Source organism: Acinetobacter sp. 1294596 (assembly GCF_000582925.1).
Lineage (GTDB): Bacteria > Pseudomonadota > Gammaproteobacteria > Pseudomonadales > Moraxellaceae > Acinetobacter > Acinetobacter radioresistens.
On sequence record NZ_JFCC01000036.1, the window covers coordinates 1 to 12,888 of the forward strand.

Here is a 12,888-nt window from a genome sequence, read left to right on the forward strand (position 1 = left end):
CAAGATCTATTTAATAAAGTTTTATAATTCTCCTTAATTAAAACGATGATACCTGTCATTATTGCTCCGAGAGTTGCAAGCAATATATCTTTATGTGCATCCCAAATATCACCTTGCTGGCCATTATAGTTTTCTGCAGCTTCAGGTGATAAGTTAATTGCTATCAGCCATTCTATCCATTCGTAAATCAGGCTGGTACTCATGACAGACTCAATCACAAGGATAAACCATATCCAAGGTTTCAAATCTGGTAGCCAAACCTGATGTAACCTTAAAAATACCGGATAGAGTAGTAAACCATAAGCAAAGTGTACCAGACGGTCATACATGTTACGTTGCCAGCCCATCATCTGATTCAAATCTATCCCTGATAACTGAATGAACCATTCATTATAAGGAACATAAGAATAGAGATAATGGGCACCTAATACATGAATCAGCAGAAAGATAATATAAGAAGTTACGCTACCAAAGCCGAGTCCGATTTTCTTAATAAGAATAATCAGAGCAATCCACATCAATAGGGTGCCGAGTTGATGGAGAAGATAAGAAGATAGCTCCATTGGATGAATGCTGGCAATCATCACAGCCAAAGCTAAAATTATAAAGACACCCCAATGTTTCGCATGTAAATGGTAATCAATCATTTTAATTTTAGAAAACTTTAAGTTTAAATATATAAGTTAAAGTCATCATAATAAAAAAGCGGAGCCAAAGCTCCGCTTTTTTATTTTTTCAATTAGATTTTTTCAATCAGCTCTTTAAGCTGTTTTGCCTGTTCAGCAGCATTGCCGGTATAAGTTGCGGGGGTCATTTCAGCAAGACGGGCACGATCAGCAGCAGGCACGGCTTCCAGCTCATTGCCATTTACAAAGTTTACCATCATCTCTCGCGTCATAGCCTGACCTCGAGTCAATGCTTTTAACTTTTCATAAGGTTTTTCTACGTTGTAACGACGCATTACTGTTTGAATCGGTTCTGCCAGTACTTCCTGTGCCTGATCAAGATCTTCAAGCAGGCGGTTAGCATTTAGCTCAAGCTTACCTACACCTTTAAGACATGCATCAAACGCAATCAGGCTTTGTGCAAAACCTACACCCATATTACGAAGTACGGTAGAGTCCGTCAGGTCACGCTGCCAGCGAGAAACAGGTAATTTTTCACCCAAGTGAGCCAGTACTGCATTAGCGATACCGAGGTTACCTTCAGAGTTCTCAAAGTCAATCGGGTTAACCTTATGTGGCATGGTGGATGAACCAACTTCACCTTCTTTAAGTTTTTGCTTGAAATAACCTAGAGAAATATAGCCCCATACATCCCGGTTAAAATCGATCAGGATGGTGTTGAAGCGGCGTAGGGCATCAAAGAGTTCCGCCATGTAGTCATGCGGTTCAATCTGAGTTGTATACGGATTAAAGGTGAGACCTAGAGACTCAACAAAAGCCTGAGAGTGTGCTGGCCAGTTGATATCTGGATAAGCTGAAAGGTGGGCATTATAGTTACCTACTGCACCATTGATTTTTCCAAGCAGTTCAACATTTTCAAATTGCTTGATCTGACGCGCCAGACGATAGGCAACATTTGCCATTTCTTTACCCAAGGTAGTCGGACTGGCTGTCTGGCCATGAGTACGGGACAACATTGGCTGGTCTGCGTGCGTTTCAGCCAGTGCAATAATTGAATTTAATAACTGTTGCATGCTTTTCAGTAGCACATCGCGGCCATTTTTCAGCATTAATGCATGAGACAGATTATTTATATCTTCAGATGTACAGGCAAAATGAATAAATTCACCTGCATTCTTCAGCTCATCAATACCGGCAATTTTTTCTTTCAAGAAATATTCGACTGCTTTGACATCATGGTTAGTAGTGCGCTCTATTTCCTTGATCCGGTTAGCATCGGCTTCAGAAAACTCTGTAACAATCTGGTCAAGAGCAGCATTGGTTGCAGCACTAAAATCAGCAACTTCAGTAATTTCAGGATGTTTTGCGAGCGCTTGTAACCAACGCACTTCAACAGTAACACGGGCATGGATCAGGCCAAACTCAGAAAGATAAGGGCGTAATGCATCGCATTTGCTTGCGTAGCGCCCGTCGAGTGGTGAAAGTGCAGTTAAAGCGTTCATAGTGATTCCTTGAAGTCTGGAATTAAAGCTAAAGCAGCAAGCCCATTTTGCATCAGTTAAACCGCCTGATACTGTAAACGAGCGAGATCCTGAATATCCTGTAGTAATTTACGTTTCCTGAAAATCATATTCCAGGAGCTGCCACCGAGCTGACGCCACAAATGTGCCATTTGCAGACCAGTAAACAGGCTGGCGCGAATCCGGTTAGTATGTTGTGTGTCTTTAAATGCTTCAGCGTTACCACGAACTAAAATACGCGGATTAATCTGTCCTGCTGTATCGACATAGGTCTGGGCAAGATTGGCAAGAATACTGGGGTGTAAATAATTATTATCGAAAAAAGAAAGCTGTTTTAATATTTTTTGCTGGGATTTTTCAATAATCTGGACATATTCCGGATTCCGATAAACCTTCTTTTCTAATTGCAGCAAGGCCATAGCATACGACATGGGCAGTTTAGCTGCCGAGATTTTAGGAATACGAGATTTGGGGGTGCTTGAAAAAGGCTGGATTATACTGCTTTCCAGCGTTTTTAAACCTAAAGATATATCGGCAAGGTGATTAAAAAAATCGAGTGTCTGGCTAGAATGATTAACAGTTGGGCGAATATTCAAACTGGCTTTAATCAGCTGTTCGAAATAGAAATTGCCACTTTCGCCCATACTTTTTTGACCGGACATGGCGGTCATATGAGTAAGCTGAGTAGCCTGGAATACGGCTGCCAAGGCTAAAGCCCTGTTTTGGCGCTCACTCAGGGTTTGAGGCTGTTGAAAGGGGAAATCAACCATGCCTGATCACTTCCTTGTTAAATAAAATCGGGAACAGGTGCATTGGTATGATGAATCACGCCACCACCTAAGCAAACTTCACCACTATAAAATACTACACTTTGTCCTGGTGTAACTGCGCGTTGGGGATCATCAAATTCAACCCGTACCCCTTGCGTACTAGAATCATCTTTATAAACCGTACAATCCTGGTCAGCTTGGCGATAACGAGTTTTTGCTGTACAACGTAATCCGGATGCAGGAATTTCCTGTTCACCCGCAACCCAGTCAATCACTTCACTCCAAAGAATTGTACTCTGCATAAGAGGATGCTCATGGCCTTGGCCTACTACCAGACGGTTACCTGCAATATCTTTATACAGCACAAACCACGCACCTTCAGCCGCACCTTTTAAGCCACCAATTCCAATACCGCCGCGCTGGCCGAGTGTATAGTACATTAACCCGTGATGCTCACCAACCTCTTTACCATCATCGAGAACGATTTTCCCCGGCTGTGCTGGCAGATACTGTTTAAGAAAGTCATTAAAGCGGCGTTCACCAATGAAGCAGATACCGGTTGAATCTTTCTTTTTTGCTGTGGCCAGACCAAGCTCTTCTGCGATTTTACGTACCTGCGGTTTTTCTATTTCTCCTACTGGAAATAGAGTCTTGTTAATTTCACGGCCATGAACAGCATGCAGAAAGTAGGTCTGGTCTTTATTCGTATCTACGCCACGCAATAGTTCTGCATAAGCTTCACCTTGCGAATTATATTTAGTTTCACCACGGCGAGCATAATGACCAGTAGCAATAAAATCTGCACCCAGTTTTACGGCATGATCTAGAAATGCACGGAATTTAATTTCCTTGTTACAAAGAATATCCGGATTAGGCGTACGGCCTGCAGCATATTCGGCCAGAAAATGTTCGAATACACGATCCCAATATTCCATTGCAAAATTTGCGGTATGCAGCTTGATGCCGATTCTGTCACAGACAGCCTGTGCATCAGCCAGATCTTCCATTGCAGTACAGTACTCCGTGCCGTCATCTTCTTCCCAGTTCTTCATGAAGAGACCTTCAACCTGATAACCCTGTTGAAGAAGAAGTGCTGCAGAAACAGAAGAATCTACACCACCAGACATACCGACGATGACACGTTGTTGCATAGGATTAAGCATCCAGATTTGAAATAAGGGGAGAATTTTGGTGCTCATAGATGAGCGATAAAGGAAATTTTTGCCCTGACAGTGCGTCTTGAACTGCTTTGATGACCAGTGGACTGCGTGCACGGGCTGTCTCGGTCAGCTCGTCTAGAGTCATCCATACTGCACCGATAATACTAGTGTCTAGTGGTGCATCAGCATGGTAAGTGCCTGCCTTGGCAAGAAAGCAGAAACGATAATAAGTACGATCAGGAAACATGGGAGGGGTATAAGTATAGATGCCTAGCAAAGAGTGTATTTCTACCTCATAACCAGTTTCTTCCATGGTCTCACGCACAGCAGCCTGAACGACTGTTTCACCTGCTTCGACATGGCCTGCAGGCTGGTTAAATACAGTATGAGTTACGCCTTCAGCCTGTTCTTCAACAAACAGAAATTTACCATCTTTTTCTACGACGGTTGCGACAGTCACATGTGGTGTCCAAGCAGTCATTTAAAAGCACCGGAAGGTAAAAGCCGTATTCTACAAAATTTAGGCGAATATGGCTATGCTCATGCCAGACTAAGTATTGAATAATATTTTATTGCTTATTATCTGTGCTGGAAAATATCGATCAATTATTGAAATTTTTTCGTTTGGCTACCTGTCCATATTACAGATCACAAACGTCATTTACAGTCAGATCTCTCAAGATCCGGTGTTCCAAAGCCACCAGTCTTATATCTTCAATTAATATTAATCCCTTAAATTTTATTTATTTCTGAACTATAGATATAACTAAATTTTTAGATTTAAAAAATTGATAGCTGTATTATTCCGGTCAAGTAGCGGCTGATCATACAGAAACTTTATATCAGAGTTAACCTTGTCAAACGAATCTGCTTTTACAGATGGCCCAGGTTGATAAAGTGCAGGATAAAAGCATTGTTATAGTAGCTGAGTGCTATACCAAAATAGTCTTTAAATTTTTTTTCATCAATCAATAAAAAATTAGATCGACTTTTCTTAAAAAATGATTATAGCTTTTCTTCTACTCATAAAATTCACCTTGCTCAACTGGCTCAGTTTCATGGCTGATTATGCTACTGACGACAGACAAGCTCAATCATATAATTTTCGGAACGCTGATAAGTCTAAAAAGCCTAATACTATATAAAAGAGAGCTGTCCGTGGCATTTACTGAAATGCCTTCGAAGCTATACTTTTTAATATCATTTTTAGTCTTTTCTCATAGCTGACTATGTTTAGGTTAGTGTTGATCTTAAGCAGAGTTCATAGATTTTTTCTTGGACAAGATAATTTTAAACCTAAATGATAGAAGAGATATCATTAGGCTATAAATTAATTTTCCTGATAATTATTTGCGACTTTCACATAGTGTCTTGCTGAGTATGGAAGAAATTCTTTTTCTTTGTCTGTAAGTGGTCGAACTTTTTGTACAGGACTCCCTACATATAGATAACCGCTCTCCAGTCGCTTGCGTGGCGGTACCAGACTGCCTGCCCCAATCATTACGTCATCTTCAATGATGACATCATCCAGAATAACGGTCTTGATGCCAACCAGTACCCGGTTTCCTATAGTACAGCCATGTAATATTACATGATGTCCAATCGTCACATCTTCACCAATAATCAGTGGAGAACCTTCAGGTTTATCAGCTTTTTTATGGCTAACATGCAGCATGCAATGGTCTTGTACATTACTGTTCTTTCCAATACGAATACTGTTTACATCGCCACGTACCACTGCAAAAGGCCAGACAGAAACATTTTCAGCCAAATGCACATCTCCAATAACGACTGCCATGCTATCGATGTAGCAGCTGTTATCAACTTGTGGTGTATGTTCGAGGTAGGAGCGAATATTGTTATTCATTTCTGGGGAACCAATCAAAAATCAGGTCAGTATAAAATAAAAAGCATCCATACCGCAGCACAGATGCCCTAACTTTAGCATAAGCTTAAAAAGTGTAATTAGAACAAGTTGCTAAAGAACTGTTTAATATGGTCGATCATACGTGAAAAGAAACCTGCTTCTTCTACCGATTTTAATGCGACTAATGGCTTTTCTGCAATAACTTTACCATCTAGGCTAGCCACCAGTTTACCTACTACTTGGCCTTTTTGCAGGGGAGCATTTAGTTTAGGCTGAACCACAAGCTGGGTTTTAATTTTGTCAGCCTGACCTTTTGGCATAGTCACGTTAAAGTTCTCGGCAAGACCTACTTCAACCTCATTTTCCTGACCAAACCAGACTTTTGATTTAGCCAGAACCTGTTTTGCAGGTTGTACATTGGCAGTTTCAAAGTTGGCATAACCCCATCCCAGCAGATCACGAGTCTGAGTTGCGCGTTCCTGCATGGTTGGCGCACCAAAGATTACTGAAATTAGTCGCATTGGACCACGTTTTGATGAAGTAGTTAGACAGAAGCCAGCTTCATCAGTGTGTCCTGTTTTCAAGCCGTCCACACTTGGGTCAGTATAAAGCAGGGCATTACGGTTACCCTGTTTGATACCGTTAAAGGTAAATTCTTTTTCTGAATAGATCGGATAATATTTAGAGCTGTCTTTAATGATGTGCTGTGCAAGTATGGCCATATCTTTGGCCGTAGAAACATGACCTTCAGCTGGCATACCTGTCGAGTTAACGAAATGGGTATTTACCATGCCAATACGTTTTGCTTCCTGATTCATCATATGGGCGAATGTACCTTCATTCCCAGCTACGTGTTCAGCCACGGCCTTTGATGCGTCATTACCAGATTGTACGATGATACCTCGCAGCATTTCTAGGACAGAGGCTGTTCCATTTAAAGGAACGTACATACATGATTCAGAACTGCTTCCCCGGCACCAGGCTGACTCGTTCATACGAACCTGTTCGTTTTCGGTGAGTTCACCTTTTAATAATTTTTGCTCAATGATGTAGCTGGTCATCATTTTAGTCATTGAGGCAGGTGCCAGCTTTTCATTTTCATTTTTTGCAGCCAGGATTTGCCCGGTCTCATAGTCCATCAGAACATAGGATTTATTATTCAATTCTGGTGGAGAAGAGAGGACTGTTGCTGCATATGAGAAAGATGGTAATAAGAGTAGGGCAGCAATGGCACTTTTTCGGGTCATTCTAGGAGGTTCCAATACTTAATATGAGCACAAAAAGAGGCTAGCATTTTAGGCCAAAGCACAGCTGACTTCTACCAGGAAGCCAGCTTATTTCATACAGTATTGTAACTATCGGGTATTAGGCACCGTAACTAGCGACGTCACGGCAAACTTGGGTGTTTTTAGATTTGCCTGCATTTTTAGCATCCTGACGTGCTTCTTTCAGAACACTCTGAAAATTTTTTGCTTTACTGCGTTTTTCTAGGGCAGAAACTGCATTTTTCTCGCCAGGCATATGTGCCTGAGCTAGACGGCTATATCCCTCATTAAATTTCTGGTCTTTACCAATCAGTCCCGGACAGATCTCAGAAAGCACATAAATAGCGGCGAGCTCTTCTTGGGTAACCTGCTGCTGTGGTGTTACATCAATATTTTCAGAACCAGCTTTGTTGTTTTCTGCCGCATAAGTACCAGGCGCAGTTAACATAAGAGCTGTTAACAAACCTAAACCCATTTTAGAGAAGTGTTTTAATTTCATTCGGTTTTAGTCTCATAATACAAGCAATTAGCAAATCAGCTTAATCAAAAATCATGGAAAGAAAATAGATAAAGTGTATCTAGCCTGTACATGCACCATAAAAATCCCGGCTTGGAAAAGCCGGGATTTCTAAAACAGTTTATATTTTTAAGTCGATGTCTTACTCAAAGTCCAGAACATCCTGACATACTGATTTCTGTTCTTCCTGATCAGCTTCTTTTGCAGCTGAACGTGCTTCAGCAAGCACACGTTTATACTCTATATCATTTTGCAAACGGGCATAAGTCATTGAGGAATCAGAGTATTCTCCCAGATAGCTATTAATAAGCTTTTGGATGTTAGTGTCCAGACGAGTATTTTTCCCCAAGATTGCTGGACATACCTCTGCCAGTACCTGAGTGCCTGCAATATCTTCTTTACCAGTGTATCAGCCTCTTGCTGAGTCAAGCCCTCATGGGCCAGTGCCACCTGAGACATGACTGCAACAAACCCCAGACTCATTAGTCCCCGTAATAAAAATGAATTAATCATTGTTTTCACAAATTTATAGGTAGATGTAGAGAGTCAAATATATATAATTTATTGAATAATTCAATTTAATGTCCTCTACAGTCATTTTTTTAACCGAGATTTTTGTGTGAATATTCTAATTGCCAATGATGATGGTGTGTTTGCTCCAGGCCTACAGGCGCTTGCACAAGCCTTGAAACCTTTAGGTCGTGTAGTTGTGGTTGCTCCTGAAGCCGAGCGGAGTGGTTATTCGAGTGCGTTAACCCTAGACCGTCCTTTAAGACCGGTACCTATTGCTGAAGATGTTTGGGCTGTTAATGGCACACCTGCAGATTGTGTTTACCTGTCTATGAATGGCCTGTTTGATTTCGAGTTTGATCTGGTCGTCAGTGGTATCAATAGTGGAGCTAATTTAGGCGATGACGTACTGTACTCTGGCACAGTAGGTGCTGCTTTTGAAGGCCGTCTCATGAAGCAGCCGGCTATTGCCGTTTCACTTGCTGGCGGTAATGTACGCTCATATGTACATCCTGATGAGTTCAAAGTTGCTGCTCGTTGGGTTCATGATTTTATTGCTCGTGGTTTGCCCCAGTTACCACCACGTCATATCTTGAATATTAATATTCCAGACCTACAGGAACTTAAAGGTGCCCAGATTACCTATCAGGGGCAGCGTTCTCAATCTAAACCGATTACCAGCCATGTAGACCCACGTGGCCGCCAAGTGTACTGGATTGGTCTGGCTGGTGAGGCAGTAACAGAACCGCGAGAAAATATTCACCAGATTCAATCGGATTTTTTTGCAATTGCCAATGGTTATGTGAGTATTACGCCAATTCAGATGGACGCCACCAACTATGCAATACTGGAGAGTTTACAAACAGATCTTGAGCTCAGCTAAACACGGACAAACCAGTTATGTTATAAGTTTGTGAAAAAGGAAAGGTGAAATGATTTTCACCGGACTTTTTTGATACCCTTAGCGCAGTTGTTTTTTGAGTCTATATAAGAGAGGGAGATCAATGCAATTGGTTCCACAACACCGCCTATTTCCTGTTCCAACTACAACAATCATGAAAAAAATAGTGTTGTCGGTTGCTGTTGTTTCTACCCTGATTCTTACAGGTTGTGCTTCTAAACCTCAGATCAATAATCCGACTCGTTATGCAACTGCACCAGATTACTATACAGTACGCTCTGGTGACACCTTAAGCGGTATTGCAGCGCGTTATGGTCTGAGCTATTTAAGTATTGCTGAAATGAATGATATTTCAGCCCCTTACCGGATTTATGTAAACCAGTCACTGCGCCTGAAAAATTCAGGTACACGCCGTAGTCAAACCCAGCCGATGACCCAGGCTGCCCCAATTCAGCGTCAGCGTGTTGCTCTGCCAACACCGCCGCCTGTAACGACAACTACTCGTACGACTGTCCAGCCAACCAGCCCTACACCGAGCATACCGGTTCGTAGTACGACATTACGATGGGTGAAACCGGCCAATGGGCCTGTACTTCAGGCTTATAATCCGGTAAGTAATATTAAAGGAACCCGTTTTTCAGGAAATCTGGGCGATCCGGTATTTGCAGCAGCAGACGGACAGGTGGTTTATGCGGCAGATGGCTTGAAAGAATATGGAAATCTGGTCCTGATTAAGCATATAGATGGTTATATTAGTGCTTATGCACATAATAGTAAAATGCTGGTAAAAAGCGGTGATAATGTAACAGCAGGACAAAAAATTGCTGAAATGGGTTCTAGTGGTACGAATCAGGTTATGCTGGAATTCCAGATCCGTCTGGATGGTAAACCGATCAATCCGGCAAGCATTTTACCGATTAATTAATAAATTAATGCAAAACTAGAAAATCCCCGTATAATACAACGAGTTGTTTTTATCAAATATTGAATAATAAAGACAGCTCAAAGTTCAGAGGGAATTTTATGTTAGATCAACTCCGGGCAATGGGAGTATTTGCTTGCGTTGTTGAAAAAAGCTCGTTTAGCGGTGCGGCTCGTGAACTTGGTATTACGACAAGCGCCGTCAGTCAGCAAATCCGCTCATTAGAAAATGAAATGGAAGTAATTCTTCTACATCGTTCTACCCGGAAGTTGAGTCTGACCGAAGCGGGACAAGCTTTTTTCCACAGCTGTCGAGAAATGCTCGCTGCTGCTGAACGTGGAAAGGTTCGAATTAATGAACTGCGCGATGAACTGGTCGGTGACCTGCGCATTGCGACCACGCCAGAAATAGGTGCCATGCATCTTGTACCTGCTCTGTCTCACTGGATATCTGCACATCGCGGTTTATCTGTTCATTTTGAGGCTGAGAATAAATATATTGACCTGATTGAAGGCCGTATTGATATTGCTGTACGCATGAGTTCAAAAATAGAGGATTCTAATCTGACCGCCGTGCCGCTGGCCCGTGTTGAGCAGATTCTGGTTGCTTCTCCAAGTTACCTGAACCAGTCTGCTCCAATATCACGTCCTGAAGATTTAAAAAATCATGATCTTATTCCAATTAATGTCATGAATAATTATCAGCAGTTTTCATTCCAGCATGGTGTGACAAGTGAAGTTGTTGACCTGGAAATGCGTAGCCGTCTGTACAGTAATAATGTGCTGGTTGCGAAATCATTATGTCAGCATGGACATGGCTTGGCGCGTATTCTTTATCTGGATGTGCAGAAAGATCTGATTAATGGATCTTTGGTTGAGGTATTGCCTGAGTGGAAACTGCCTGCTTTTACTCTTTATGCAATTATCTCTCGACGTGAACAGCAGCCAATGAAAATTCATCGCTGTCTGGATGCTCTGAAACAGTATTTTAGTCAACTTCCCGGTGGCAGAGTCTATCAGGAAGCATCTTAAACAAGAGTATAAAAAAGCCGCACTGAGCGGCTTTTTTATATTACTTTCTTATTTGTTAAGCCTTAAGAAAACTCTTGATTGCCGGGATTAGACGCTGAATCAGATCATCGGCTTGCTCTTGTGTCATGTTAAGTGGCGGCAATAAACGGACCACAGAACCAGCAGTTACATTAATAATCAGTTTGTACTCGTCGCGTGCAATATTTACCAGTTCGCCACAGTCTTTCGGTAATTCAATACCAATCATCATTCCGAAACCGCGGACTTTAACCTGATATTCTTTCAGCTGTTCACGAATCTGGTCCACAATATATTGACCGATTTGAGCTGCGTTCTCGAGCGCATTTTCCTTTTCTAAAAGTTCAAGTACGGTATAAACCACACGTGAACCCAGTGCTGAACCACTATAGGTTGAACCATGATTTCCGGCAGCAAGTACGCCTACACCACGGCCTTGAGTCATTACCGCACCAATTGGAAAACCGTTGCCTAGGCCTTTAGCAGTCGTCAGTACATCTGGAATAATATTGGTATGCTGGTAAGCAAAATATTTGCCGGTACGTCCATTTCCGGTTTGTACTTCATCCAGCATCATCAGCCAGTTGTGCTGGTTGCAAATTCGACGGACATCTTCCAGATAGCTGAAGCCTTGTGCTGCGGTATTCACGCCACCTTCACCCTGAATAGGCTCAATCAGGATAGCGACAATATCCGGATGCTGAAGTGCAGCCTCTTCAATGGCTTCGAGGTCGCCAAATGGTACACGGATAAAGCCTTCTACCAGTGGAGCAAAGCCTTCCTGGACCTTTTTATTACCTGTGGCAGATAAAGTTGCCAAAGTCCGGCCATGAAAAGACTTGTCCGCTACAATAATTTTAGGGGTAGCTATACCTTGCTGATAACCGTATTTACGCGCAATTTTGATAGCACCTTCATTGGATTCAGCACCACTGTTTGAAAAGAAAATCTCTTCCATACCAGAGACCTGAGCCAATTTCTGCGCAGCAGCTGTTTGCCAAGGTACTTCAAACAGATTGCTGGTATGAATGAGAGTCATCGCCTGTTCGGCAATTGCTTCGGCCAGTACTGGGTGAGCGTGGCCTAAACCGCATACGGCAATACCGGTAAGTGCATCCAGATACTCGGTGCCATCTTCGGTATAAAGATATGCTCCTCGGCCTCGGACAAAACTGATCGATTGACGGCCAAAGACTGGCATCAGATGCGATGGTTGATCAGCTTGTACGGGGGCGAGGGTAATATTATTCATGGCTAACTCTTGATGTTAGGTGGATTAAAAAGTTTATATAAGCAAAAACAGCCTCAGAATAAAAGGCCAAAAATCAAATTAACATAGAAATATCTTTGACACGGACCCAGTTTTCCTCAGTTTTAGGTATAATGGCCGATAGAATAGTTGAGGATTGATCTATGACTGAACAAGCACGTGATACTGAAGCGTTAATTCGCGATCAAATCGCTAAACATGCTGTACTTCTTTATATGAAAGGCACTCCACAATTTCCGCAGTGTGGTTTCTCAGCGCGTGCTGTAGAAGCACTCAGTCAAATTGGCCGTCCATTTGCGTATGTAAATATTCTGGAAAATCAGGATATTCGTGCAACACTGCCTAAAATTGCTAACTGGCCAACTTTCCCACAACTCTGGGTAAATGGTGAGCTGGTAGGCGGAAGTGACATTATGCTGGAAATGTTTCAAAATGGTGAGCTCAAGCCATTGGTCGAGCAGTATAGCCCAGCTCCAGAAGCTTGAGTAACTGCCCAACCATAAAAAAGCGC

General features: G+C 42.2%; 15 protein-coding genes. 4 read left to right on the plus strand and 11 right to left on the minus strand.

The window, feature by feature from the left end:
* The 10 genes from J502_RS11885 to J502_RS17160 form a co-directional block, all read right to left on the minus strand.
* On the minus strand, window positions 1-647 hold a 647-nt coding region (locus J502_RS11885; RefSeq protein ID WP_005015040.1), incomplete at its 3' end, for a DUF2238 domain-containing protein.
* A gap of 92 nt (window positions 648-739) precedes the next feature.
* A complete protein-coding gene (gene purB / locus J502_RS11890; RefSeq protein WP_005015038.1) occupies window positions 740-2,128 on the minus strand; it encodes an adenylosuccinate lyase in 1,389 nt (462 codons plus the stop codon).
* Between the two features lie 56 nt (window positions 2,129-2,184).
* Window positions 2,185-2,916 (minus strand): high frequency lysogenization protein HflD, encoded by a 732-nt coding sequence (gene hflD, locus J502_RS11895; RefSeq protein ID WP_005015036.1) that lies wholly within the window; start codon window positions 2,914-2,916, stop codon window positions 2,185-2,187.
* A gap of 17 nt (window positions 2,917-2,933) precedes the next feature.
* A complete protein-coding gene (gene mnmA, locus J502_RS11900) occupies window positions 2,934-4,067 on the minus strand; it encodes a tRNA 2-thiouridine(34) synthase MnmA (RefSeq protein ID WP_034684255.1) in 1,134 nt (377 codons plus the stop codon).
* 4 nt (window positions 4,068-4,071) lie between these two features.
* Window positions 4,072-4,557, minus strand: a complete 486-nt coding sequence (locus J502_RS11905; protein WP_005015029.1) for an NUDIX hydrolase — start codon at window positions 4,555-4,557, stop codon at window positions 4,072-4,074.
* 849 nt (window positions 4,558-5,406) lie between these two features.
* Entirely contained in the window at window positions 5,407-5,943 is a 537-nt protein-coding gene (locus J502_RS11910) for a gamma carbonic anhydrase family protein (protein ID WP_005015027.1), read from the minus strand.
* A gap of 98 nt (window positions 5,944-6,041) precedes the next feature.
* Window positions 6,042-7,190, minus strand: coding sequence for a D-alanyl-D-alanine carboxypeptidase PBP5/6 (dacC, locus tag J502_RS11915; protein ID WP_005025331.1), 1,149 nt, complete (start codon window positions 7,188-7,190; stop codon window positions 6,042-6,044).
* A 118-nt stretch (window positions 7,191-7,308) separates the two neighbouring features.
* Window positions 7,309-7,707 (minus strand): MCR_0457 family protein, encoded by a 399-nt coding sequence (locus J502_RS11920; protein WP_005015023.1) that lies wholly within the window; start codon window positions 7,705-7,707, stop codon window positions 7,309-7,311.
* A 160-nt stretch (window positions 7,708-7,867) separates the two neighbouring features.
* Window positions 7,868-8,074 (minus strand): MCR_0457 family protein, encoded by a 207-nt coding sequence (locus J502_RS17300; RefSeq protein ID WP_502322087.1) that lies wholly within the window; start codon window positions 8,072-8,074, stop codon window positions 7,868-7,870.
* Window positions 7,993-8,208: a hypothetical protein gene (locus J502_RS17160; RefSeq protein ID WP_249301584.1), complete on the minus strand. Its 216-nt coding sequence runs from the start codon at window positions 8,206-8,208 to the stop codon at window positions 7,993-7,995. The genes J502_RS17300 and J502_RS17160 overlap by 82 nt, the downstream gene beginning before the upstream one ends.
* A 136-nt stretch (window positions 8,209-8,344) precedes the next feature.
* On the opposite strand from J502_RS17160, the gene surE reads away from it, so the two are divergent.
* The 3 genes from surE to J502_RS11940 all read left to right on the plus strand — a co-directional run bounded on the left by surE (window position 8,345) and on the right by J502_RS11940 (window position 11,089).
* On the plus strand, window positions 8,345-9,118 hold the full coding sequence (gene surE / locus J502_RS11930) for a 5'/3'-nucleotidase SurE (protein ID WP_005015018.1): 774 nt from the start codon (window positions 8,345-8,347) through the stop codon (window positions 9,116-9,118).
* A 121-nt stretch (window positions 9,119-9,239) separates the two neighbouring features.
* On the plus strand, window positions 9,240-10,061 hold the full coding sequence (locus tag J502_RS11935; protein ID WP_034684243.1) for a peptidoglycan DD-metalloendopeptidase family protein: 822 nt from the start codon (window positions 9,240-9,242) through the stop codon (window positions 10,059-10,061).
* 98 nt (window positions 10,062-10,159) lie between these two features.
* A complete protein-coding gene (locus J502_RS11940; RefSeq protein ID WP_005405327.1) occupies window positions 10,160-11,089 on the plus strand; it encodes a LysR family transcriptional regulator in 930 nt (309 codons plus the stop codon).
* Between the two features lie 55 nt (window positions 11,090-11,144).
* Here J502_RS11940 and J502_RS11945 read toward each other — a convergent pair whose 3' ends face one another.
* Window positions 11,145-12,359: an aspartate aminotransferase family protein gene (locus J502_RS11945; RefSeq protein WP_034684245.1), complete on the minus strand. Its 1,215-nt coding sequence runs from the start codon at window positions 12,357-12,359 to the stop codon at window positions 11,145-11,147.
* 161 nt (window positions 12,360-12,520) lie between these two features.
* Between J502_RS11945 and grxD the strand changes: the two genes are divergently transcribed.
* Window positions 12,521-12,862: a Grx4 family monothiol glutaredoxin gene (gene grxD / locus J502_RS11950; RefSeq protein ID WP_005015011.1), complete on the plus strand. Its 342-nt coding sequence runs from the start codon at window positions 12,521-12,523 to the stop codon at window positions 12,860-12,862.
* The last annotated feature ends 26 nt before the right edge of the window (window positions 12,863-12,888 follow it).